The following is a 23,700-nucleotide window of genomic DNA, read 5'->3' as shown; positions in this document are numbered from 1 at the left end:
GGAGGTATCACTGCAGGTCAGCGCAGGTCAGCGCGGTGACGGGCGAAACCATGAGCCCAAAGTCCTGTCCGTTTCGTGACGTTACGCACTGACAGCTGCTTAGTCCGCCCTTCAAGCTGATGTTAGGAAGTCGGGGGTCGACTTTGAACCTGGGAGTACGTCAGTGAGCGCCTTGCCCATCGCCCTGCTGCTCACCACGGCCGCCACGGGCGCCGTGGGCGTCGCCGTCCTGCGCACCGTGCTGAAGCTGCGCCGCCAGCTCGCGGAGCTGCAGGCCCAGCTCGCCGAGAACCAGGCCGCCGCCCTGGGAGCACTGCTGCCCGCGGCCCGCACGGCCGCCGACACGGACGAGATACGCGCGGCCGTGGCCGAGGCGCTCGCCGAGGAGCGTGAGCGCGAGCTGGCCGAGGCCCGTGCGTTCTGGGCCGCCCAGGAGGCCCGTGACGCCTCCGACGCGCCCTCTCTGCTGGGCCTCCCCGAGAACGACCTGTTCATGCCCCGGCAGGCCGACTTCGCGGGTCTGGAGCCGCTGGAGCCGACGGCCGAGCCGTCCACGGAGGCCGACGAGTTCTCCCCCAAGGACTTCGTCCAGGGAGCCGCCCCCACGGACTCACCCGAGCTGGCCGCGGCCCGCCGCCGCCACCCCTCGCACCCCGACTTCGTCCCGGTGCAGTCGCCCGCCGTGAACGACCACGAGCGCACGGTGACCACGCTGGAGCAGCTGGCCGCCGACCAGGTCGAGCTCTCCGACGTGCGCCCCGGCCCCCTCGGCACCCTCGACGTCTACGTCTTCGCCGACGGCACGACCCTGTGCATGACCCCGGGCCACCGTGAGACGGCCGAGCACCTGGCAGCGGCCCTGCGCGAGGGCGAGACCCCGTACCTCCTCGGCGGCTCGGGCATCTCGGGCGCCTACACCCTGACCTTCGCCTGCGGCAAGGACACGGTCTACATCCTGGCCGACCGGGTCATCGCGTCGCTCTGACGGCTCCGGCGTCAGACCCCGGCTCTTTTACGGGCCTCCTCCACCAGCTCCACGGCCTCGGTGACCTGGTCCGCGTTCTCCAGCAGCACCGCCAAGTCGTGCCCGGCCACCATGATTTGGTCGGCGGCCGCGAACATGCCGGCGTCCGGCATCTCCCGGGGCTCCGCGGCGGGCTCCTCCAGCAGCTGTGCCCGCCGTGAAAGTTCCCTGGCCACGGCCAAGGCCTCGGCCGCGGCGCCGCGTTGGAGCCGGCTCTGCGGAGCAGCCCGCAACCGGTCGGCGAAGTGATCCACTGCTCGGGTCAAGGGCGTCGTATCAACCACGCGCCGAGCGTAACGCGCCGCACTGTTGCCAATACGCGAACGCTCAGGCACGGTGACGTGAAGGACCGGCTTACATCCCCTTTGCGTTCGGAGGCGCCGATGTCCCAGCTCTTCTCCGAGGAGACCCACCGCAATCTGCTCGCCCGCATTCCGCACTGCACCGGCCGCGAAGTCTCCGACTGGCTGCGCACCGTTGAAGAAGGCCCCGCCCTGTTCCGCTTCGAGGAGAAGGTCAGCTGGCTCCGGCACGAGTACGACCTCGCGTACGGCCACGCGAAGGCGCTCGTCCACGAGTACGACCTGAGGAGGGCAGCCCGCAAGCTGCTCTGAGACGCCGAGAGGGCCCCGGGACCACGCGGCGGCAGCCGCAAGTGGTGACAGCCCGGGGCCCTCTCGTACGACCGGCGTGTCGGCTAGTCGTTGTTGCTGAAGATCGCCACCAGCCGCAGCATCTCCACGTAGATCCACACCAGGGTCATGGTGAGGCCGAACGCGGCGAGCCACGACTCGCTGCGCGGGGCGCCGTAGGCGATGCCGTCCTCGATCTGCTTGAAGTCGAGGGTCAGGAAGAACGCGCCGAGCACAATGGCGATGATGCCGACGATCGCGCCGAGCGGGCCCATGCTGCGCAGGCCGCCGTGCTCGGCGACGCCGAACGCGACCAGCAGCAGGTTGACCGCCATGACGAGGACGAAGGCGATGGCGATGGCCATGCCGATGCGGGCGTAGCGGGCGGTGACGCGGATCCACCCGGCCTTGTAGATCAGCAGGGTCGCGGCCGAGACCGCCATGGTGCCGAGCACCGCCTGGAAGGGCGCGCCGCTCCAGCGGCTGTTGTAGATCTCGCTGATGACGCCGAGGAAGATGCCCTCGAAGGCGGCGTAGCCCAGGATGAGCGCGGGCGACGGGGTGCGCTTGAAGCTCTGCACCAGCCCCAGGACCATCGCGATGATCCCGGCACCGAAGGCGAGGCCGTAGCTGGTCGTGGAGACCGGCAGCAGCACCCAGGCGAGGACGGCGCCGACGGCGACCGTGCCCAGCGTGAGGGCCGAACGCATGACGACGTCGTCCATCGTCATCCGGCCGGTGGTGGCCGGGGCCTGCGGCGGAGCGCCGACGCCCTGCTGGCCGTACGGGTTCTGGGCGTAGGGGTTCTGCGCGTACGGGTTGCCCTGTGCGTACCCGGCCTGCGCTGCGGTGTTGAAGCCGGCGTAGCCGTTGTCGCGGCTGAACCCCCGTCGCGAGAAGACCGGGTTGCTGCTCCTCATTTCACTCCTCCATGGCCGCCGTGCGGGGCCTCGGCCTCAAGAGTAATGGATTGGCAAAGGATCGACCGTAATACCTGGGAAGGATCTTTCCCCTGCCGTGCTGCGCAACACGCTAACCGGAAGCCTCATTCCCGGCCATGGGCGGCTCAGTCCAAGGGGAAGCCGGTATAGGCCTCGGCCAGATCGGTCTCGGCCGCGCGGGAGGAGGCGATCCGTTCCAGCCGGGCCAGCTGGAGGCGGGCGTCGAAGTCGGTGGCGTCCGGGGCGCGATGGAGCAGGGTCGTCATGTCGCAGGAGAACCGTTCGGCCTGCCAGACGCGGCGCAGGCAGGTCGCCGAGTAGGCGTCGAGGAGGCCGGGGGAGCCGGTCTCCCGCTGGTGGACGAGCGCCCGGACGAAGGTCACGGCGTCCCCGACGGCCAGGTTCAGCCCCTTCGCGCCCGTGGGCGGCACGATGTGGGCGGCGTCACCGGCGAGGAAGAGCCGGCCGTGGCGCATCGGTTCGTGCACGAAGGAGCGCATCGGGGTGACGGACTTCCGGGTGATCGGGCCGCGCTCCAGCGTCCAGCCGTCGTCGGTCGTCGAGCGCGCCTCCAGTTCGGCCCAGACCGCGTCGTCGCTCCACTCCTCGGCCTTCGCGTCCGCCGGCACCTGGAGGTAGAGCCGGGACACGAAGGATTCGACGGAGAGCGGTGCGGTTTCCCCGGAAGGGCGCCGGCGGGCGACGGGCGGACGCATGGACAGCAGGGCGAAGCCCCGGTCGTGGCGGGCGTAGACCAGTTCGTCGTGCGAGGGGGCGACGTCGGCGAGGACGCCGAGCCAGGCGTAGGGGTACGACCGTTCGAACACCCGGGAGACGGCGGCCGGGAGGGCCTTTCTGGCCACGCCCCAGAAGCCGTCACAGCCGACGACGTAGTCGCACTCCAGCACGTCCTCGCGCCCTTGGTGCCGGAAGGGGATCCGCGGCCGGTCGCCCTCCGCACCCTCGACGGCGAGGGCCTCCGCCCCGAACAGGAGCGGGCCGCCCTCCTCCAGCTGGAGGGCGATGAGGTCCTTGCAGACCTCCGTCTGGGCGTAGACCGTCACGGACCGCCCGCCGGTGAGCCCGGGGAGGTCGACGCGATGACGCCGTCGGCCGAAGCGCAGTTCGATGCCGTCGTGCCTGAGCCCCTCCCGGTCCATCCGCCGTCCGGCCCCGGCCTCGCGCAGCACGTCCACCGTGCCCTGTTCCAGGACCCCGGCGCGCTGCCGGTGCTCCACGTAGGCGCGGTCCCGGCTCTCCAGGACGACCGAGTCGATGCCGGCGCGGTGCAGCAGCCGCGCGAGCAGCAGCCCGGCCGGACCGGCTCCGATGATGCCGACAGTGGTGCGCATCGGTGACCCCTTCCCGCTGACACTCATTCAGTTCGCCTGGTGAAATTTTCTTCACGTATTCGAGAGGGGAGTCTCCGGCCGCGGGCATCGGCTGTCAACGGTCACGCTGTCGCACGGATCGGCGGGGTGCGTCGGTCAGGGGGCATGGTCTCCTCCGGAGGCCCCCTCCGCCGTACGAGCCTATGCTCCTGATGCCCGGGGCCGAAGCGACGACGCGATTCCCCCACTCCGTCCGGCCCCTCGGAAGGAGATCGGCCGATGGCTTCCAGCGACCTCGTCCTCATCGCCAACGCCGGTGACATCGGCCGCACCGCCATGGGGCAACTGCGCGCGCAGGGCGTGCCCGTGCGCGTGTTGGTCCGCCGCGACGACGAGCGTGCCGCCGCGCTGCGGACGCTCGGCGCGGAGGTCGTGCTCGGCGATCTGACCCGGCCCGAGAGCGTCGCGGGCGCCCTGAAGGGTGTGCGGAGCATGTACTTCGCGATGCCCGTGTCACCGGACCATCTGCTGGCGGCCACCGTGGTGGCGAGCGTCGCCCGGGAGCACGGAGAGCTGGACGGTCTGATCGACATGTCCCAGATGACCGTCTCTCAGATGACCGCCACCAGCACCTCCGAGTCGAACCAGCAGCGGCTGCACTGGCTGGCGGAGCAGGTGCTGAACTGGTCGGGCCTGCCGGTGGTGCACATCAGGCCGACGTCGTTCCTGGACAATCCACTGTTCACCACGCTGGCGGCACGGTCGATCCGGGCGAACGGCACGATCGCGCTGCCGTTCGGCACCGGGCGCACCTCGCCGGTCGCCGTGGCGGACGTCGCCCGGGTGGTCGCCGAGGTGCTTCCCGACCCGGCGCCGCACATCGGGAAGGTCTACGAGCTGACCGGACCCCGCACGCTCGACATGACGGAGATGGCCGAGGAGTTCTCGCGAGCGCTCGGGCGTCCGGTGACCTATACGGACGTGCCCCTGGACCAGTGGCGGGAGGAGGTGCTCGCGAAGGCGGGCCTGCCGCCGCACACCGAACAGCACATCGGCACGATGGCCCGGCTGCACCGCGAGAACCGCTACGACCGAGCCTCCGACGACGTCGAACGGGTGACGGGTGTCCCCGCACAGTCGGTCGAGACGTTCGTGGCCGCACACAGGGATCTCTACCTCGGCTGAGCCCGAGGGCGGTCCGCAGCCTGTGCGGGACGGCGGAAAGTGCCCGGAGCCGGACTTGAACCGGCACGCCCGCGAAGGGGCAGCGAGGTTTAAGCTCGCCGTGTCTGCATTCCACCATCCGGGCAGGCCATGGGCTCCGCTTCGATTTTTGAGCCTATCGGTGCGCATCCCCCGAACAGCGGAGGGGACGGCCCGATGTTGTCTTATTTTATTGACGTCTGAGGGTGCATCAGCCCATGGAACGAGCCATCCGCACTTGCCAATAGCGTGACGTGGCGTGGGCACGTGCGTACGCGGAATGACGGAATTTCACCTACCGAACGAGGGCGGTCGTCCGGTTCTGGACCTCGCGGGCGTCAGGGTCGCCCGTCCTCCCCAGGTATGACTCGGGCCCGTTCCGTCCGACCGGAGTCGCCCCTCGGAACCGGATCAGCGACTGACTACACGGGCACCGTCGGCCGGGACGATGGATACGTCCCCACGAACCGACGTCGTCCCGACAGGAGCACCTTCCCGTGACCACCACACCCACCGCAGGCCGGACCACGGCCGTGGCCGCACGCGCCACGGAGCTGTCGAAGATCTATGGGCAGGGTGAGACCCGGGTGGTCGCCCTTGACCGGGTCTCCGTCGACTTCCGGCAGGGCGAGTTCACCGCGATCATGGGCCCGTCCGGCTCCGGCAAGTCCACGCTGATGCACTGCGTGGCGGGCCTGGACAACTTCTCCTCGGGTTCCGTGCGGATCGGCGACACCGAGCTGGGCTCCCTGAAGGACAGGCAGCTCACCAAGTTGCGGCGGGACAAGATCGGCTTCATCTTCCAGGCCTTCAACCTGCTGCCCACGCTGACCGCGCTGGAGAACATCACCCTCCCGATGGACATCGCGGGCCGCAAGGCCGACAAGGCGTGGCTGGACCAGGTCATCCAGATGGTCGGCCTCTCCGGGCGGCTCAGCCACCGGCCCTCGCAGCTGTCCGGAGGCCAGCAGCAGCGCGTCGCCGTCGCCCGCGCGCTCGCCTCCAGGCCCGAGATCATCTTCGGTGACGAGCCGACCGGAAACCTCGACTCGCGCTCCGGCGCCGAGGTGCTGGGCTTCCTGCGCAACTCCGTTCGTGAGCTGGGCCAGACGGTGGTCATGGTGACCCACGACCCGGTCGCCGCGGCCTACGCGGACCGCGTGGTCTTCCTCGCCGACGGGCGGATCGTCGACGAGATCCACGGCCCCACGGCCGACTCCGTGCTCGACCTGATGAAGCAGTTCGACGCGAAGGGCCGTACCAGCTGATGTTCCGCACCGCCCTGCGCAACGTACTCGCGCACAAGGCCCGGCTCCTGATGACCGTGCTCGCCGTCATGCTCGGCGTGGCGTTCGTGTCCGGGACGCTGGTCTTCACCAACACCATCTCCCAGGCCTACCAGAAGAGCTCCGCCAAGGGCTTCGACCATGTCGACGTCGCCGTCACGGCCAAGTACCAGGCCTCCGAGGGCGACAAGGTCGGCAAGACCCCCGAACTGACCCAGACACTGCTCGACAAGGCGGGCAAGGTCCCGGGCGCCGCCTCCGCCACCGGTGTCGTCACCGGCTTCACCGCGATCGCCGACAAGGACGGCAAGCTGCTCGGCGGCGGCTGGCAGTCCGAGGGCGGCAACTACTGGGGCACCAAGGACGCCCGCTACCCGCTGGTCAGCGGCCACGCGCCCAGCGGCAGGGGCGAGGTCCTGATCGACTCCAGGACCGCCGAGCGCGCCGGCTACAAGGTCGGCGACACCGTGCGCATCTCGGTCGACGGCCCGGTGCTCACCCCGCGCATCAGCGGCATCTTCACCACCGACGACGGCAACGTGGCCGCGGGCGGCAGCCTCGCCCTGTTCGACACGCCGACCGCCCAGGCGCTGTTCGGCAAGAAGGGCGCGTACGACGAGATCGACGTGAAGGCGGCGGCGGGAACCAGCCAGACCGCGCTGCGGGCCGCGCTGAACCAGGCGCTGCCGTCGAAACTGGTGGAGACCACCACCGCCAAGCAGCTCGCCGACGACCAGGCGCGGGAGATCTCCTCCTCGATGAGCGGCCTGAAGCAGGCCCTGCTGGTCTTCGCCGGTATCGCCCTGTTCGTCGGCACGTTCATCATCGCCAACACCTTCACCATGCTGGTCGCCCAGCGCACCCGGGAACTGGCCCTGCTGCGGGCGGTCGGCGCCTCCCGCCGGCAGATCACCCGGTCGGTGCTGATCGAGGCGTTCGTGGTCGGCACCGTCGCCGGTGTGACCGGTCTGGTCGCCGGTGTCGGCATCGGCGCGGGGCTGCGGAGCCTGCTGAGCTCCTTCGGCGCGAGCGTGCCGGACGGGCCGCTGGTGATCACGCCGGGCACCGTCGTGGCCGCCCTCGCGGTCGGCGTCGTCATCACCGTGCTCGCCGCCTGGCTGCCGGGCCGCCGGGCCGCGAAGATCCCGCCGGTGGCGGCGATGAGCAGCGTGCACGCCCAGGCCACCACCAGGTCGCTGGTGCTGCGCAACACGCTCGGCGCGCTGTTCTCGGCGGCCGGTGTCGCGGTGGTCCTCGTGGCCACCACGATGGACGCCGACGCCGCCGAGGGCCCGATGGGTCTCGGTGCGGTCCTGCTCATCATCGGCGTGTTCATCCTGACCCCGCTGCTGTCCCGCCCGCTGATCGCGGCCGCCGCCCCGGTGCTGCGCGTGTTCGGTGTCTCGGGCAAGCTGGCCCGCCAGAACTCGGTGCGCAACCCGCGCCGTACGGCGGCCACGGCGTCCGCGCTGATGATCGGCCTGACCCTGATCACCGGTATGACGGTGATGGCGGGCAGCCTGCAGACGTCGATCGACAAGATGGCCAGCTCGGCGATCCGTGCCGACTACGTCGTCTCGATGGCCAGCCGCAGCCCGCTCTCCCCCGACGTGGCGAAGAAGATCGCCGCCGACTCCGACGTCACCGCCAGCAGCCCGCTGCGCAACGCGGTGTCCCGCGTCGACGGGCAGACCGAGTTCCTGACCGGGGTCAACGGCTCGGCCATCGACGAGCTGACGGACCTCAAGGTGTCCGACGGCACCTTCAAGGTCGGCGGCGCGCAGGTGGTCGTGGACCAGGACCGGGCCAAGGACTACGGCTGGAAGGCCGGTTCGCGGTTCACCGTGCACTACGAGGACGGCAAGGCGCAGAAGCTGACCGTCGCCGGGGTCTACGAGGGCAACGACATGCTCAACGGGATCATGATCGACAACAGTGTCCTCACCCCGCACCTGCGCGACGCCTCGGACATGCAGGTCATGGTCAAGACGGCGGACGGCGCCTCCGACTCGGTCAAGGACCGGCTGGAGAAGGCGCTCGGCTCCAACCCGGCGATCAAGGTCCAGGACAAGCAGGACATCTCCAACGACATCGCGAAGATGTTCACGACGATGCTGAACATGCTCTACGGCCTGCTCGGCATGGCGGTGATCGTCGCGGTCCTCGGTGTCATCAACACCCTGGCCATGTCGGTCTTCGAGCGCTCCCAGGAGATCGGCATGCTCCGCGCGATCGGCCTGGACCGGGCCGCCGTCAAGCGGATGGTCCGCCTGGAGTCCCTGGTGATCTCTCTGTTCGGCGGCGTGCTCGGCATCGGTCTGGGCGTGTTCTTCGGCTGGGCGGCCGGTGAGCTGCTGGGTACGAAGATGGCCACGTACGAACTGGTCCTGCCCTGGGGCCGGATGGCGGTCTTCCTGCTGCTGGCCGCGACGGTCGGCATCCTGGCCGCGCTGTGGCCCGCCCGGCGCGCGGCCCGGCTGAACATGCTGACGGCGATCAAGGCCGAGTAGCCGTACGACGGACCGAGGGCCCCGCTCCGACACGGAGCGGGGCCCTCGCCGTCTCAGGAGTTCCAGGTGCGGGTGCGCAGCGGCAGGCCGGACCCGCCGGACTCCGGGGTGCGGACCGCCAGGACCTGGTTGACGCCGATGCGGTTGTGTTCGAAGGCGAGCGCGCTGGCGGCCATGTACAGGAGCCAGACGCGAGAGCGGCCCGGGCTGGTGAGGCGGACCGCGCGGTCCCAGTCGGCCTCCAGGTTGGCGACCCACCGGCGCAGGGTGCGGGCGTAGTGCTCGCGGATCGACTCCACGTCCCTGACCTCGAAGCCGGCCCGCTCCAGCTGGGTGACGGTGGTGCCGATCGGGGCGAGTTCGCCGTCCGGGAAGACGTAGGCGTCGATGAACGGGTCGGTCTCGTACCCGGATTCGTCGTGCTGCGGGCGACGGGCGATCTGGTGGTTGAGCAGCCGCCCGCCGGGCTTCAGCAGGGCGTACAGACTGCGCGCGTACGCCAGGTAGCTTTCGGCGCCGACGTGTTCGGCCATGCCGATGGAGGAGATCGCGTCGAAGGGGCCGTCCACGACGTCCCGGTAGTCCTGGACCCTGATCTCCACCCGGTCGGTCAGACCCTCGTCCGCGACGCGCTTACGGGCGTACGCGGCCTGTTCCTGCGACAGCGTGACCCCGACGACGCTCACGCCGTGCTCACGGGCCGCGTGGACGGCCATCGAACCCCAGCCGCAGCCGACGTCGAGCAGCCGCTGACCCTCCTTCAGGCCGAGTTTGGCGCAGACGAGTTCGAGCTTGTCGCGCTGGGCGGACTCCAGGGTGCCGCCGTCCTCCCAGTACGCGCACGAGTAGACCATCGACGGTCCGAGAACGATCTCGTAGAAGTCGTTGCCGACGTCGTAGTGGTGGCTGATGGCCTCCTTGTCGCTGCGGCGCGTGTGCAGATGACGACGCCGGCGGACCTCCTCGCGCGGCGGGGCGGGCGGGATCGGCGGCCCGACGAGCCGCAGCAGCTCGCGCGCGGCTGCCCGCACTTCGGGGTCGCGCAGCGCCTGGGCGAGGCTGCGGGAGTCCTCCCCGCGCTCCCACACCAGTCCGGCCACGGCGTCGAGCGCGGTGTACAGGTCGCCCTCTATGCCCAGGTCTCCGGCGACCCAGGCGCGGGCGAGGCCCAGCTCGCCCGGTTTGAACAACATGTGGCGCAGGGCGCGGCGGTTGCGCACGACGAGCGTCGGCGCGTCCGGCGGACCCGCCTGTGACCCGTCCCAGGCTCGTAGCCGCACCGGGAGCGGGACTCCCAGCATCTGCTCGGCAAGACTCCTCAGCCGCGACGCGGCTTCGGCCATGGCGCACCTCCGGTGAAAGGAATCGGCTGCCCGCCGGATCGTCTCCGTCCGGCTGGCAGGGAAACGACCCGGCACGCCGACGTCATTCCCCTCCGCAGGCTCCTGCCGACACGATGGCCGAACCGTCACACTCCCGCGTTAGCGCCGGGGACCGTGTTCGGTCAAGTCACGAGATCCAGGGTCATGACCCGCTTGCCCAACAAAGGGCTAATGGGGGAAGAACATCCCGTTCGCCCCCTCTCCCCCACTTCTGGATGTGAACTCCCATGACCCGTCCCGCCAGGTTCCGACGCCTTGCCCTGCTTGCCGCTTCGACCACCGTGATCACCGGCGGCGTGCTGCTGCCCACCAGTGCCTTCGCCGCTCCGTCGACGCCCCCGGCAGCCGCCACGGCGGCCGTCGCCGACGCCGCCGCGCACTGGACGCAGACCACCGACGACCCGAGCGGCGTCACGGCCGAGCTGCCCGGGGACGCCCAGATGCAGAAGTACACCGTGAACGGCATCCAGGGCCGCGCCTACCAGGTGGCCACGGACTACGGCGCCATCGGCTTCGTGGTCTACGACGCGCCGGGCGGCGGCGGCCAGTGGGACCTGCGGGGCAGCCTCAAGAACGCGCTGGACAACTACAACAAGGGCTCCCGGTCCGCCGACGAACGGCTCACCGCTCACGACGTCCGGGACAGCACCACGGACGCCGGCCAGCCGGTGGTCGACGCGGCCCTCTCCGCCCGTGACGGCACGACCGGCCACACCCGTTTCGTCGATCTCGGCGACCACATGATCCAGATCCTGACCATCGGCACCAAGGGCACACAGAAGACCATGGACGCGGACTACCGGCAGTTCCTCAGCAGCCTCCAGCTGCCGAGCGGCACCACCACCCGGTCCCTGTGACCCGGCGCCCGCTACAGGCGGCTCAGCATGAGCGTGAGGGCGTGCACCGCCTCCTCGCGGTTGCGCCCCTGGCCGCCCGAGCGGGCGACGGTCGCCTGCATCAGGACCTGCCCTTTGCGGCCGGTGAGCTGTGTGTAGTACTCGTCCAGCTTCAGGCCCGTCTCGTCGACGACCTGATGGCCCTCCTCACCCGCCACCTCGTCGAAGCCCTTCAGGCCCGGAACGTCGATCGCGCGCACGTCCTCCCACTTCTGCTTGGACCCGGAGTCGTACTCCGTCCGGCAGCGCTGCGCGTCCGTGCGGAACCGGGCGATGTCCGCCGCGGCGGACGCGGTGTCCCGGTGGACGATGACCGTCGACGTGTTGACCACCCTCCGGTCCGGGCTCTGTGCGTTGCGCTCCAGCGCGGCCAGCATGTTCCCCGGTGTCTGCACCACGAGGTAGCAGCTGGCGTCGGCGACCGACTCCGTGACGTCGCCGGTCTCGTAGGGGGTGCTGCGCACATATCCGGACCCCCAGTCCGTGGGCTTCAGGGCCACGCGGCTCGCGAGGTCCCGGGCCTGCGCCGCGGTCTCGACACGTTCGTGTGCCGGCTCGCGGCCGCCGAGCAGGATCACGAGCCCCACCGCGATCGCCACCACGGCGGCGGCAGCGCCGATGAGCGCGGGCGGCCTGAGCCACCAGGGGCGCCGGGGAGGCGGCTGACCGGAGCCGGGGACCCCGAACAGGGGGCCGGGTGGCGGACCGAGCGGCGGTTGCGTGCTCACGTGGCTCCTGTACCACCCGGGCCGGGTATGCCGGGGCGGCGCGTGCAGAGATCACCCCACTGACGGCACGGTCGGCTCCCTGCGACGGTACGGCGCACACGACGAAGGGGCCGCCCGCACCACGGATGGCGGGCGGCCCCTTCGGGCTGTCGGACGACCGGAGGTCAGGAGGCCTTGGCCTTCTCCTCGGTCTTGGCGGCGACCGGCGCCGGCTTGGCAGCCTCGTAGAACTCCTCGCGCGGGTTCTCCATGGCGCCCAGGGAGACGACCTCGCGCTTGAGGAACATGGCGAGGGTCCAGTCGGCGAAGACGCGGATCTTGCGGTTCCAGGTCGGCATCGCCAGACCGTGGTAGCCACGGTGCATGTACCAGGCGAGGCGGCCCTTGAGCTTGATCTTCATCTTGCCCATGACGATCATCGCCACGCCCTTGTGCAGGCCGAGACCGGCCACCGCACCCTTGTTGCCGTGCTCGTACTCCTTCTGCGGGAAGCCCCGCATACCGGAGATCACGTTGTCGCCGAGGACGCGCGCCTGGCGCAGCGCGTGCTGGGCGTTCGGCGGGCACCAGGCGTTCTCGTTGCCCGCCTTGCGGCCGACGAGGTCGGGCACCTGGGCGTTGTCGCCCGCGGCCCAGATGTAGTCGGTGCCGGCGACCTGGAGCGTGGGCTCGCAGTCGACGTGGCCGCGGGGGCCGAGGGGCAGGCCGAAGCGGGCCAGAGCCGGGTTCGGCTTGACACCGGCGGTCCAGACGATGGTGTTGGAGTCGACCTCGAGGCCGTTCTTCAGCACCACGTGGCCGTCGACGCAGGAGTCCATGGAGGTGGAGAGGTAGATCTCCACGCCCCGGCTCTCCAGGTGCTCCTTGCCGTACTGGCCGAGCTTGGGGCCGACCTCGGGAAGGATCTTGTCGGCGGCGTCGACGAGGACGAAGCGCATGTCCTCGCGGGAGACGTTCGTGTAGTACTTGGCCGCGTCCCGGGCCATGTCCTCGACCTCGCCGATGGTCTCCGCACCCGCGAAGCCACCGCCGATGAAGACGAAGGTGAGCGCCTTGCGCCGGATCTCCTCGTCGGTCGTGGAGTCGGCCTTGTCCAGCTGCTCGAGGACGTGGTTGCGCAGGCCGATGGACTCCTCGATGCCCTTCATGCCGATGCCCTGCTCGGCGAGGCCGGGGATCGGGAAGGTGCGGGAGACCGCGCCCATCGCGATGACGAGGTAGTCGAAAGGCAGCTCGTACGCCTCGCCCACCAGCGGGGCGATCGTGGCGACCTTGCGGTCCTGGTCGATGGTGGTGACCCGGCCGGTGAGGACCTCCGCCTTCGGCAGCACGCGTCGCAGCGGGACGACGACATGCCGAGGGGAGATGCTGCCGGCGGCGGCTTCGGGGAGGAAGGGCTGGTAGGTCATGTACGACCGGGGGTCGACGACCGTGACGGTCGCCTCGCCGTAGCGCATCTTCTTGAGAATGCGCCGAGCTGCGTACAGGCCTACGTACCCACCGCCTACTACGAGGATCCTGGGACGCTCCGTGGTGCTCATGCCATCGAGTATCCACCCGGCCCGGGAGGGGTGCTCGTGCGCCCCTTCACAAGGTCCGACAGGCCCTGTGCTAAACTCCGCGACCCGCGTGACGCAGGTCATGGTGCCGAGGGTGAACACCTGGGCGGTCTGACCCGTTGTCAAGGCCGCGTGAGCTGCCTCTCTGGGTGACCGGGATGGTTGTGAGCACCTCGCAACACCCCTGGAGCACCCCCCTCCGGACCCTTGCTCCACCCACCGTCTGAACATGTTCAAACGGCCTGGAAGCCCCCGGAAGGGCCAACCGGCCCCTTTTCATGGTTCCGCGAGACGGAATTCCTTGTGAAGAACTTCACGAACTTTTCCGACCGGCCGTCACCGAGGGACCCTCGAGGGCCCCTCAGTCCCGCTCAGACGTTATCCGACCTGCTCAGCCGACAGCTACCGACCAGTAACAAAAGAGAGCTACGCCACCGACCACGCAATGCCGTCGAGGATGTCGTGCTCGCTGACGACGACCTCCTCGGCCCCGGTCCGCTCCATGATCGCGAGCAGCACGAGGGCGCCCGCGCCGATGACGTCGACCCGGCCCGGGTGCATGGACGCGATCGCGGCGCGCTCGGCATGCGTGGAGCGCAGCAGCCACTCGGTGATCTCGCGGACGCGGTCGCGGGAGACGCGGGAGTGGTGGATGCGCGCGGAGTCGTACTCGGGCAGGTCCTGGGCGATCGCGGACACGGTGGTGACCGAGCCGGCCAGGCCGACCAGGGTCCGCGCCTCGCGCAGCGGGACGCTCTCCTCGCCCAGGTCCAGGGCGGCCTCGATGTCGGCCCGCAGCGCGGCGATCTGCTCCGCGGTGGGCGGGTCGCTCACCTTGCCGTCCTGCACCAGATGCCGCTCGGTCATCCGCACGCAGCCCACGTCGACGGACCGCGCGGCCCGTACGTGGTCCTCGCCCACCACGAACTCGGTGGAGCCGCCGCCGATGTCGACGACCAGGTAGGGCTTGGCGAGGTCCTCGCGGCCCTTGAGCTCCTTCGTGGCACCGGTGAAGGAGAACTCGGCCTCCCGGTCGCCGCTGATGACCTCGGGCTCGACACCGAGGATGTCGACGACACCGCGCACGAAGTCGTCCCGGTTCTCCGCGTCCCGGGAGGCCGAGGTGGCGACGAACCGCACCTTGGCGGCGCCGAGTTCACGAATGACGTCCGCGTACTCGCGGCAGGCCGCGAAGGTCCGCTCCAGCGCCTCGGGCGCCAGCCGGCCGGTGCGGTCCACGTCCTGGCCGAGCCGCACGATCGTCATGCGCCGGTCCAGCTCCAGCAGCTCACCGGTCGCCGGGTTCACGTCGGCGACGAGCAGCCGGATCGAGTTCGTACCGCAGTCGACGGCCGCGACACGCGAGAAGCCCTCGGCGACCGGCGGCCTGCCGGCGTAGAAGCCGCTGCGGACCTCGGCGGGGTCGAGGACCGCGCCCTCCTCGCCCGGGTGCTCGTCCGCCGGGTCGGGCGCCACGAGCGGCTGCACGCACGGCCCCTTGCGCCACCACTCCGGCAGCATGGCGATCGCCTCGTCGCCGAGCGGGTTCACGCCCGGGCCGGCGGCCAGCGAGTGGCCCACCAGCACGTGCAGGCACTTCACCCGGTCCGGCATGCCGCCCGCGCTCGGGAAGCCCTCCAGGACCTCGATCTCGTCCCGGCGCCGGATGTAGTCCTCGTGCGCGGCCCGGTACGCGGCGGCCAGCTCGGGGTCGTTCTGCAGTCGCTCCGTCATCTCCTTCATGACGCCGTCCGCCTCCAGCGTGCCGATCGCCGAGGCGGCGCGCGGGCACGTCAGGTAGTACGTCGTCGGGAAGGGCGTGCCGTCCGGCAGCCGCGGGGCGGTCTCCACGACGTCCGGCTGCCCGCACGGGCACCGGTGCGCGATCGCCCTCAGCCCGCGCGGCGGACGCCCGAGCTGCTGCTTGAAGGCCTCGACGTCCGCGTCGGTCGGCTCGGTACGCGGAGTGGGCGGCGGAGGCGTTTCCATGACTGTGTTCAGCTGTCTTTCTGTCGGTTCACTGGTCGGAGGCGTCGGACTTGTCGACCCCGTCCCAGACGTTCGCGTACCAGGGCCGGTGGGCGGCCCCGAGGTCGGCGCGGGCCTGCTTGGCCGCACCCGGGTCGATCACGACGTACCCGGTCTCACCGGGCATCACATAGTGCAGCCGGCGCCGGATCTGCTGCTCGGCATAGGCGTCGTCCTGCCAGCGCGCCTTGAGGTCGCGCAGCTGTTCCACCCGTTTGCGGGCCTGTTCCTGCTGCCGCTGCTGGTCGGCGATCTCGGCGCGCTGGGAGACGTACTGCCGCATCGGATAGGCGAGCGCGACGATCAGCGAGCACAGCACGAGCGCGAGCAGCGCCGCGCGGCCGGTGAGGCGGGAGCGGCGAGCCTGCCGCTTGGTCTGGGAGCGGTAGACGCGGGCCGCCGTCTGCTCGCCGAGCAGCTTGAGCCTGGTCGCGGTGGAGAACCGGTCCCGGTCCTTCACGGCCATGTCCCCGCCTCCCCTTCACACGTGCGTACGTCCCCGCACACGGTACGGGACCGGGTACGGGGACGTACGTACGACTGGCTAAGGCTTAGCCCGAGATGGGTCAGCCCTTGAAACGGGGGAAGGCCGAGCGGCCCGCGTAGACCGCGGCGTCGTCGAGGATCTCCTCGATGCGCAGCAGCTGGTTGTACTTGGCGACGCGCTCGGAGCGGGCCGGGGCGCCGGTCTTGATCTGGCCGCAGTTGGTGGCGACGGCCAGGTCGGCGATGGTGACGTCCTCGGTCTCGCCGGAGCGGTGGGACATCATGCACTTGAAGCCGTTGCGCTGGGCCAGCTCGACGGCGTCCAGGGTCTCGGTCAGCGAACCGATCTGGTTCACCTTCACGAGCAGGGCGTTGGCGGTGCCCTCCTCGATGCCGCGGGCCAGGCGCTCCGGGTTGGTGACGAACAGGTCGTCGCCGACCAGCTGGACCTTGTCGCCGAGCTTGTCGGTGATGACCTTCCAGCCGGCCCAGTCGTCCTCGAACAGCGGGTCCTCGATGGAGACGAGCGGGTAGGCCGCCACGAGCTCCTCGTAGTACTCCGTCATCTCGGCGGCCGAGCGGGACTTGCCCTCGAACTCGTACTTGCCGTCCTTGTAGAACTCGGACGCGGCGACGTCGAGCGCGAGCGCGATCTGCTCACCGGGGATGTAGCCGGCCTGCTTGATGGCCTCGAGGATGAGGTCGAGGGCCTCGCGGTTGGAGCCGAGGTTCGGGGCGAAGCCGCCCTCGTCGCCGAGACCGGTGGACAGGCCCTTGCCCTTCAGGACCTTCTTGAGGGTGTGGTAGACCTCGGTGCCCCAGCGCAGGGCCTCGGAGAAGGACTCCGCGCCGATCGGGGCGATCATGAACTCCTGGATGTCCACGTTGGAGTCGGCGTGCGAGCCGCCGTTCAGGATGTTCATCATCGGCACCGGCAGCAGGTGCGCGTTCGGGCCGCCCAGGTAGCGGAAGAGCGGGAGGTCGCTGGCCTCGGAGGCGGCGTGGGCCACGGCGAGGGAGACGCCGAGGATGGCGTTGGCGCCGAGGGAGCCCTTGTTGTCGGTGGCGTCCAGGTCGAACATGGCCTGGTCGATCAGGCGCTGCTCGGTGGCGTCGTAGCCGACCAGCTCCGGGCCGATCTGCTCGATGACGGCGAGGACGGCCTTCTCGACACCCTTGCCCTGGTAGCGGTTCGGGTCACCGTCGCGCAGCTCGATGGCTTCGAAGGCACCGGTGGAGGCGCCGGACGGGACGGCGGCACGACCCGTGCTGCCGTCGTCGAGGCCGACCTCGACCTCGACCGTGGGGTTGCCTCGGGAGTCCAGGATTTCCCGGGCTACGACGACGTCGATGGACGGCACGAGCATCTCCTTCGTGGATGTGACGCTGGTTGTGCGGGGCTTGTGTGCCTTGCGCCTAGAGCCTAACCGTCCCGGGGGCTTCGGCCACCGACCGACCGTCCCGTGGACAGGTAGGAACAGGGAGACCGTACCTATTGTTCAGGCTCGGAACAAAGAGGCCTGTGGATGAGGCCCGGCCGAAGAGTGGGAAACGGGCGGGAAGACGGAGAGGAATCGGGGCGGGGAGCAGGCTGGGGACACAAACAACCCCGCCCCGGCGCGTACGGGGGAAAACGCGCCGGGGCGGGGAGCCCGTGGGGACGGGGGGATGCCCCTCACGAGGCCTTCAGATTGGGGGCAGGCCTTGTGAGAGCACTGTGGTTCCGGTGGGAGCCAGGTGTCACTTCAGGTGCAGCTGCTGGCCCGGGTAGATGAGGTTCGCGTCCTGGACGATGTCCTTGTTCAGCTCGAACAGCTTCTTCCAGCCGCCCTTGACCTTGTGCTTCTCGGCGATCGTGCTGAGGGTGTCGCCCTTGGCCACCTTGTACTCGCCGTCGCCCTTCTTGACCTTCTTGCCGGTCGGGGTGGTGACGGTCTGGCTCGCGGCCGGACGCTCGGCGGAGCGGGAGGCGGCCTGCGGCTCGGCGGCGCGGGTGGTGGTCGTGGTGGTCTTCGAGGAGCTGCCGCTCGACGGGGCCGCCGCGGTACCGCTGTACGGGGTGCTCGACAGGCCCGTGCCGCAGACCGGCCAGGCACCCTTGCCCTGGGAGGCGAGGACCTTCTCGGCGACGGTGATCTGCTGCTGCTTGGTGGCCAGGTCGGCGCGGGCGGCGTAGGCCGTGCCGCCGTAGGCGGCCCAGGTGGAGGCGGAGAACTGCACGCCGCCGTAGTAGCCGTTGCCGGTGTTGATCGACCAGTTGCCGCCGGACTCGCACTGGGCGACCGCGTCCCACTCGGAGGCGGTGGCGGCGGAGGCGTTGCCGGCCGCCATCAGCGGGGCGGCGACGACGGCGCCGGTGACACCGGCGAGCGCGATGGCACGGGTGGCCTTGAACGGACGACGGTGCTTGCCCTTGCCGGAAAACAGCATGGATCGATCCCCTCACCGACGCCTGCGAGGTGAGCTGTCGGATTCGGGCCGGTTGAGTTGCCCGGCCGCGACCCTCACGGGACGCGGCTTCACCCCAAGCCAGTGCCGGCATCAACTGCCGTTCCTGGCGCTTACCTTGGGTCCCCCGCTCCTGCCTACGGCGCATGACGCGACGACTGTTCCCGGGCGACCGCTGGCAGGACTCGGCGTTGCGGATGCCGGGGCTCGTGGTGACGAGCGGCCTTGACCGTAGACAGGCGATCGGCGGAATTTCAAAGACGATCAGGGCTTCTGAGACTCATCCCACACTTTCACCAAAACGGACATTAGTGAGCGAAGCGGGGCGTCAACTCCCGCTACTCGTCGCCCTTTTCGGTACCGACTTTCAGGGTCTGACCGGCACTGATGTGGTTCGGGTCGGCGCCGATGGCCTTCTTGTTCTCGGCGTAGAGCGCGTGCCATCCGCCGTCGAGGTCAAGGGAGTCGGCGATGGAGACGAGGGTGTCGCCCTCGTGGACGACGTAGGTGCCCGCCTCTCGGCCGGCGTGACGGCCCGACGGGGCGTCATTCTGTCCGTTTGCCGCACTTTCATCCGCACTGCCACCGCGGTGGCGCCCGCCACTGCCGAGGGCGCCGGTGTCGACCAGGCTCCAAGAGCTGCTGGTCTGCCACGAATTGTCCGAGTCCTCCGTTGCGGGATCCGTGGTGACGGACTCGCCATCCTGAGCCTGCCCCGACCCGGGCGATGCGGATTTGTCGGACTTGGGGGTGTCTGCACCCTTGCTGGAACCCTTGGAGTCGGCACCCTTGTCGGCACTCGGGGACGGCTTGCCCTTCGCATCCGAGGAGGAGTCGGACGAGGGTGACGAGGAGGGCGAATCCGGCAGTCCGGACGAGTCGGAATTCTCGTCGGAGTCGGAGTTGTCGTCCGAGCTGGACGAGTCCGAGGACTTGGAGGAGTCACCGGAGTGACCGGAGCCCGAGTCGGAGCCCGAGACGCCCGTGTCGACGTCCACGGAGCCGGACTTCGAGGTCATGCCGGAGAGCAGGGCGCAGGTGGCCCAGGGAGTGGTGCCCTGGTCGGCGAGAATCTTCTCGGCGACGGCGATCTGCTGCGAACGGCTGGCCTGGTCGGCGCTGAAGGCGTACGTCGTGCCGCCGTACTTGTCCCAGTCGTCCTGGGATATCTGCAGGCCGCCGTAGTAGCCGTTGCCGGTGTCGGCGCTCCAGGAGCCGCCGCTCTCGCACTCGGCCACCTTGTCCCACGTGGTGCCGTCGGCCGCGTTGGCGCTGGCCGCGCCGAGGAGCGGGATGGCGATGGCGGAGCCGGTCACGCCGGCCGCGACGAGGAGGGCCGGAGCCTGACGGGGGCGACGGTGACGACCGTTCCCGGAGAGCATGCGGAAGCCTTTCGTGCGACAGCGGGGCCGGCGTGGCCGATGGAACTCGGGGGCCACGCTGATGAGTGAACGTATAGGCAGACGATCACTTGTCACAAGTTAATGCCGCGCAGATCACGTGAAGATCACAGAAGAGAGTGCCTGTCATGTTCGACCGGGCGAACCTCTGCCCGCGTCCGGCCCGTTCGAGCCGCACTCAGGGAACGGGCGTGAACTCCACGGGGAGGGTGCGCAGGCCCCGCATGATGAGCCCGCCGCGCCAGCGCAGCTCGGCCGGGTCCGCCCCGAGCCGCAGGTCGGGCAGGCGGGTGAGGAGGGTGCCGAGCGCGTTCTGGCCCTCCAGACGGGCGAGCGGGGCGCCGAGGCAGTAGTGGATGCCGTGGCCGTACCCGAGGTGCTGGTTGTCCCGGCGGGACAGGTCCAGGACGTCCGGGTCGGCGAACCGCTCCGGATCCCGGTCGGCGGCGGCGAGTACGACGAGCACCGGGTCCCCGGCGGCGATGTCCTGCCCGCCGATGGTGAGCGGCCGGGTGGCGAACCGCCAGGTGGCCAGCTCCACCGGGCCGTCGTAGCGCAGGAGTTCCTCGACCCCGGTCTCCAGGAGGTCCCTCTCCCCGGCGGCCAGGGACCGCTGCAGGCGGTGGCGCTGCTCGGGGTGGGTGAGCAGGGCGTAGGTGCCGTTGCCGATCAGGTTCACGGTCGTCTCGAACCCGGCGAACAGCAGGATGAAGGCCATCGCGGCGGCCTCGTTCTCGGTGAGGTGCTCACCGTGGTCGGAGGCGCGGATGAGGCCGGAGATCAGGTCCTCGCCCGGGGTCGGCTCGGCGGGCAGCGCCTCGCGCTTGCGGTGGATGAGTTCGGCGAGATAGCCGCGCATCTTCTTGACGGACCGTGCGACCCCGCCCCGCGGCCCTCCCCCGTGCCGGATCATCATTCCCGCCCAGTCCCGGAAGTCGTCCTGGTCCTCGCGCGGGACGCCGAGCAGGTCGCAGATGGCGTAGATGGGGAGCGGGAAAGCGAACTCGTGGATGAGGTCGGCCGAGCCCCGCTCGGCGAACTGGTCGATGAGGTGGTCGGTCAGCTCCTGCACCCGGGGCGCGAACTCGGCGACCCTGCGGGGCGTGAACGCCTTGCTGACCAGCCGGCGCAGGCGGGTGTGGTCCGGCGGGTCGATGTTCAGCAGGTGCGTCATCAGCTCGGCCTTGCGCTCGCCGGGGATACCGGTCTTCCCCTTCGCGTGCGCGGGCTCGTCGTGATGCGCCGGGTTCTTGCTCAGCCGCTGGTCGGCGAGAGCCTGCTTGGCATCGGCGTACCGCGTGACCAGCCAGGCCTCGACCCCGCTGGGCAGCCGGGTCCGGTGCACGGGGGCGTGCTCGCGGAGCCAGGCGTAGGCGGGATAGGGATCGCTTGCGAACTCCCAGGTGAAGAGGTCGGGGGCCGTCGGGGGGTGGGGGTGGCTGGGCTGGCTGGTCACTCCTTGACGGTATCCGGCTTCCCGGACGTCTGGCCGAGCGCCTTCAGGGCAGCGCAGTGGCCCAGGGCCGCGGCTTTGCGGTACCAGGCTTTCGCCCGGTCGGCGTTGCCGTCCGCTTCGAGGAGGAGGGCCAGCCGGTAGGCACCGTGGGCGTCGCCCCGCTCATAGCCCTGTTCGTAGTGGCGCAGGGCCTCACTCTCGCGTCCCTGCTTCTCCAGTACGACGCCGAGGTTCGTGTGGTCCCACGGGTAAAGAGTCGTTTCCATGGCCTCCACGAAGGACGCCTCGGCCTCCGCCACCGTCTGGGCCTTGCCGGTGATCATGTGCAGCAGGGCGGCCGCCCGCTCGTCCCCCGTGTCGGCCGCGCGGCTCAGGAAGACCTGGGCCGCCTCTCCCTCACCCTGCAGCAGATGGTGCACACCCACGCTCCTGGCGGCCGGAGCGTGTCCATGGGACTCGGCGGTCACGTAGAGATCTCCCACCTCCTCGAGGTCTCCCCTGCCGAGCAGCAGATCACCGAGCTGGTGGGACGCCTCCGCATCATCGGCCTTCGCGGCCTTTCCCAACCACTGCTCGGCCAGTGTCAGGTAGGCCTGCCCGAGAAGCCTGGCCGTGGGGCCCTCCGAGCCCTCGGGGCAGTCCTGGGCAGCCGTCCGGAGATACGGAAGCGCCTGCTCCGCCTTCCCCTGGCCGAGAAGAATTTCTCCGACGCGTCCCGCCGGCTGTGTCCTCCCCGCGTCCACCGCCCTGCGGAACCACGCGAGCGTCATCGCCTCGTCCCCCGCGGCCTCACCCACCAGCCCCATCACGTGCATCGCCTCGGCATCGCCGCCCTCCGCGCGGGGCTCGACCACCTCGTACGCCCTGACCAGCACTCCCCGGCGCACGTCGGCGTCGTACCGGGTCCCGTCCAGCGCGCAGCGCCATACGGCGAGCGGGACCGGCGCCGAGGACGGGTCCCGCATCACGTCCGCGACCAGCGAGCCGTACGGCCGCCACGTCTCGTCGCTGTCCCCCACGTGTCTCGGCACTCCCCGCACCAGCATGCCGGTCACCGCCTGCCGCCGCTCGGCCGCCCAGGCCAGCCCGTCCTCGAACGACTCGGTCTCCGGCAGCCCGGCCACTTGGGCAGCTCCGTAGCAGACGCACGCGGCTTCCAGCAGTTGCCTGGGAATGTCTCCGGTGACACCGCAGCGCACGAGATCGATGGCGGCTCTCACCACCAGGTGCCCACGCGGATGGCGGCTGTTGGAAAGGGCGGCGCGGCGCCACAGCTCCCACAGTTCGGGGCCGACGGCGAGGTACTGGGTGACTCCGCTGTCGCCGCGCCACCGGAGGGCGTCGGCCAGCTGGGTGTCGCCGGGAGCCAGCCCTGCGAGCCGCCGGAGTTCGCCCTCGCTCCACCGGGAACTCAACGGCACCGTCCTGGCCTGGCTCAGCAGCCGGGACGCCGGTCCGGCGCCGAACCGGTGTCTGTCGTACTCCTCGTCGCTCATCGTGGCCACCACCGGTACCCGCAGACGGGCCAGCTCGGCGAGCAGGCCCAGGTCGAGCCCGTGGTCCCCCAGATGGCGCTCCAGCTCGTCGAGCCAGAGGACATGGGGGTCGTCGCGTCCGCGCAGCAGTCCGGGGAGGCCCCGGAGGTCCGCGCTCGGCGGGGGCACGTAGACCCGGGCGTGCAGCGGCAGGTGGTCGAACATGGCGGCCCAGGCGGTCCTCGTCCTGCCGGACGACGGGCCGCCGGTGACGACGAGGAGGCCGTCACGCTCGTGCCAGCCCTGCAGCATCTCGTCCACATCCCGCGGGACGTAGCCCGGGACACCGGTCTCGGTGCCGAACCGCCGGGTGCGCCGCACCCCGAGCCTCATCAGGTCGACTTCCTCCACGGTCGGCCAGTTGTCGGGGTCTGCGTACCCGGCACCCGGCTGCGTGCCGTAGTTGTTCTGGACGCCGACAACCGGCCCCTGGAAGGTGCCGCGCCGGAAGTCGACGTGGTCCGAGAGGCGAGGTGCGCGCTGCTCCGGGCCCGGAGCGGGGGCGCGTCCTTCGTCCGAAGCCGGAGCGAACTCCCCTATGAGGCCGCGTAGTTGCTCAGCCGCCGCACCCTTGTCCGGTGCATGGTCGAGCGTCATGCGTACCCGCGTGAACCAGACCTTCCGTTCCAGGTCCGTGAGACCGGCCGCGGGCCACGGGTCGACGCGGAGTTCGGTCTCGTAGCCGGGAGCGCCGTTGTCCTTGAACCAGGCCGCGAACGCCTTCCTCACCCGGGTCCACTCCACCGGGTCCCGCCTCGCCACGAGGACCTCGGCCCCAACGCTCGCCAGCTCCGACTCCAGCCTCACGCACGCCCCCACACCTCACGACCACGTTCAGGTCAACGGTACTGAGGC

At 70.2% G+C, this 23,700-nt stretch carries 19 protein-coding genes, 1 tRNA gene, 1 pseudogene and 1 riboswitch; of the genes and pseudogenes, 6 read left to right on the top strand and 15 right to left on the bottom strand.

Annotation, left to right across the window (positions count from 1 at the left end):
- Nucleotides 1-172: 172 nt before the first annotated feature.
- Nucleotides 173-985, top strand: a complete 813-nt coding sequence (locus tag AC07DS_RS13095) for a hypothetical protein (protein ID WP_479144765.1) — start codon at nucleotides 173-175, stop codon at nucleotides 983-985.
- A gap of 11 nt (nucleotides 986-996) precedes the next feature.
- Here the strand turns inward: AC07DS_RS13095 and AC07DS_RS13090 are convergent, their stop codons facing one another.
- Nucleotides 997-1,308 (bottom strand): hypothetical protein, encoded by a 312-nt coding sequence (locus AC07DS_RS13090; RefSeq protein ID WP_186581361.1) that lies wholly within the window; start codon nucleotides 1,306-1,308, stop codon nucleotides 997-999.
- 99 nt (nucleotides 1,309-1,407) lie between these two features.
- Here AC07DS_RS13090 and AC07DS_RS13085 point away from each other — a divergent pair, with 99 nt between their 5' ends.
- Nucleotides 1,408-1,638 carry a DUF4287 domain-containing protein gene (locus AC07DS_RS13085; protein WP_145876637.1) on the top strand — a complete coding sequence of 77 codons (231 nt, stop codon included), beginning with the start codon at nucleotides 1,408-1,410 and terminating at the stop codon, nucleotides 1,636-1,638.
- 83 nt (nucleotides 1,639-1,721) lie between these two features.
- Here AC07DS_RS13085 and AC07DS_RS13080 read toward each other — a convergent pair whose 3' ends face one another.
- Nucleotides 1,722-2,576, bottom strand: a complete 855-nt coding sequence (locus tag AC07DS_RS13080; RefSeq protein ID WP_145876636.1) for a Bax inhibitor-1/YccA family protein — start codon at nucleotides 2,574-2,576, stop codon at nucleotides 1,722-1,724.
- Between the two features lie 146 nt (nucleotides 2,577-2,722).
- A complete protein-coding gene (locus AC07DS_RS13075; protein ID WP_479144707.1) occupies nucleotides 2,723-3,949 on the bottom strand; it encodes a 4-hydroxybenzoate 3-monooxygenase in 1,227 nt (408 codons plus the stop codon).
- A 258-nt stretch (nucleotides 3,950-4,207) separates the two neighbouring features.
- Between AC07DS_RS13075 and AC07DS_RS13070 the strand changes: the two genes are divergently transcribed.
- Nucleotides 4,208-5,113 carry an NmrA family NAD(P)-binding protein gene (locus AC07DS_RS13070; RefSeq protein ID WP_479144705.1) on the top strand — a complete coding sequence of 302 codons (906 nt, stop codon included), beginning with the start codon at nucleotides 4,208-4,210 and terminating at the stop codon, nucleotides 5,111-5,113.
- A gap of 40 nt (nucleotides 5,114-5,153) precedes the next feature.
- Here the strand turns inward: AC07DS_RS13070 and AC07DS_RS13065 are convergent.
- Nucleotides 5,154-5,237, bottom strand: a tRNA-Leu gene (locus AC07DS_RS13065).
- Nucleotides 5,238-5,628: 391 nt separating this feature from the next.
- Between AC07DS_RS13065 and AC07DS_RS13060 the strand changes: the two genes are divergently transcribed.
- Together AC07DS_RS13060 and AC07DS_RS13055 are read left to right on the top strand one after the other, a co-directional pair.
- Nucleotides 5,629-6,399 (top strand): ABC transporter ATP-binding protein, encoded by a 771-nt coding sequence (locus tag AC07DS_RS13060; protein WP_479144703.1) that lies wholly within the window; start codon nucleotides 5,629-5,631, stop codon nucleotides 6,397-6,399.
- On the top strand, nucleotides 6,399-8,927 hold the full coding sequence (locus AC07DS_RS13055; RefSeq protein WP_479144701.1) for an ABC transporter permease: 2,529 nt from the start codon (nucleotides 6,399-6,401) through the stop codon (nucleotides 8,925-8,927). The genes AC07DS_RS13060 and AC07DS_RS13055 overlap by 1 nt, the downstream gene beginning before the upstream one ends.
- A gap of 53 nt (nucleotides 8,928-8,980) precedes the next feature.
- Here the strand turns inward: AC07DS_RS13055 and AC07DS_RS13050 are convergent, their stop codons facing one another.
- Nucleotides 8,981-10,270: a class I SAM-dependent methyltransferase gene (locus AC07DS_RS13050; protein WP_479144699.1), complete on the bottom strand. Its 1,290-nt coding sequence runs from the start codon at nucleotides 10,268-10,270 to the stop codon at nucleotides 8,981-8,983.
- Nucleotides 10,271-10,536: 266 nt separating this feature from the next.
- Between AC07DS_RS13050 and AC07DS_RS13045 the strand changes: the two genes are divergently transcribed.
- Nucleotides 10,537-11,166: a hypothetical protein gene (locus tag AC07DS_RS13045; RefSeq protein WP_479144697.1), complete on the top strand. Its 630-nt coding sequence runs from the start codon at nucleotides 10,537-10,539 to the stop codon at nucleotides 11,164-11,166.
- 11 nt (nucleotides 11,167-11,177) lie between these two features.
- Here the strand turns inward: AC07DS_RS13045 and AC07DS_RS13040 are convergent, their stop codons facing one another.
- The 10 genes and pseudogenes from AC07DS_RS13040 to AC07DS_RS12995 all read right to left on the bottom strand — a co-directional run bounded on the left by AC07DS_RS13040 (nucleotide 11,178) and on the right by AC07DS_RS12995 (nucleotide 23,652).
- The gene (locus AC07DS_RS13040; RefSeq protein ID WP_479144695.1) at nucleotides 11,178-11,933 is read right to left on the bottom strand and encodes a hypothetical protein; all 756 of its coding nucleotides are present in this window, start codon (nucleotides 11,931-11,933) and stop codon (nucleotides 11,178-11,180) included.
- A gap of 164 nt (nucleotides 11,934-12,097) precedes the next feature.
- The gene (locus AC07DS_RS13035; protein ID WP_479144693.1) at nucleotides 12,098-13,474 is read right to left on the bottom strand and encodes an NAD(P)/FAD-dependent oxidoreductase; all 1,377 of its coding nucleotides are present in this window, start codon (nucleotides 13,472-13,474) and stop codon (nucleotides 12,098-12,100) included.
- Nucleotides 13,475-13,918: 444 nt separating this feature from the next.
- Nucleotides 13,919-14,821 carry a Ppx/GppA phosphatase family protein gene (locus tag AC07DS_RS13030; protein ID WP_479144763.1) on the bottom strand — a complete coding sequence of 301 codons (903 nt, stop codon included), beginning with the start codon at nucleotides 14,819-14,821 and terminating at the stop codon, nucleotides 13,919-13,921.
- 258 nt (nucleotides 14,822-15,079) lie between these two features.
- Nucleotides 15,080-15,481: pseudogene (locus tag AC07DS_RS13025) on the bottom strand (DUF501 domain-containing protein); the annotation flags it as partial.
- A 28-nt stretch (nucleotides 15,482-15,509) separates the two neighbouring features.
- A complete protein-coding gene (locus AC07DS_RS13020) occupies nucleotides 15,510-15,986 on the bottom strand; it encodes an FtsB family cell division protein (RefSeq protein ID WP_479144691.1) in 477 nt (158 codons plus the stop codon).
- Nucleotides 15,987-16,086: 100 nt separating this feature from the next.
- Nucleotides 16,087-17,373 (bottom strand): phosphopyruvate hydratase, encoded by a 1,287-nt coding sequence (eno, locus tag AC07DS_RS13015; protein ID WP_145876615.1) that lies wholly within the window; start codon nucleotides 17,371-17,373, stop codon nucleotides 16,087-16,089.
- A 373-nt stretch (nucleotides 17,374-17,746) separates the two neighbouring features.
- Nucleotides 17,747-18,436, bottom strand: a complete 690-nt coding sequence (locus AC07DS_RS13010; protein ID WP_479144689.1) for a transglycosylase family protein — start codon at nucleotides 18,434-18,436, stop codon at nucleotides 17,747-17,749.
- 4 nt (nucleotides 18,437-18,440) lie between these two features.
- Nucleotides 18,441-18,609: riboswitch (cyclic di-AMP (ydaO/yuaA leader) on the bottom strand.
- A 183-nt stretch (nucleotides 18,610-18,792) separates the two neighbouring features.
- Nucleotides 18,793-19,836 carry a transglycosylase family protein gene (locus AC07DS_RS13005; protein ID WP_479144687.1) on the bottom strand — a complete coding sequence of 348 codons (1,044 nt, stop codon included), beginning with the start codon at nucleotides 19,834-19,836 and terminating at the stop codon, nucleotides 18,793-18,795.
- Nucleotides 19,837-20,032: 196 nt separating this feature from the next.
- Entirely contained in the window at nucleotides 20,033-21,310 is a 1,278-nt protein-coding gene (locus tag AC07DS_RS13000) for a cytochrome P450 family protein (RefSeq protein WP_479144685.1), read from the bottom strand.
- Nucleotides 21,307-23,652 (bottom strand): tetratricopeptide repeat protein, encoded by a 2,346-nt coding sequence (locus AC07DS_RS12995; protein ID WP_479144683.1) that lies wholly within the window; start codon nucleotides 23,650-23,652, stop codon nucleotides 21,307-21,309. Before AC07DS_RS12995 ends, AC07DS_RS13000 begins: the two co-directional genes overlap by 4 nt.
- Nucleotides 23,653-23,700: the final 48 nt, after the last annotated feature.

The sequence above is a fragment of the Streptomyces sp. NPDC044064 genome, assembly GCF_056434245.1.
The sequence above is the reverse complement of the archived record's forward strand: the minus strand, read 5'-3'. Positions and strand labels throughout refer to the sequence as shown.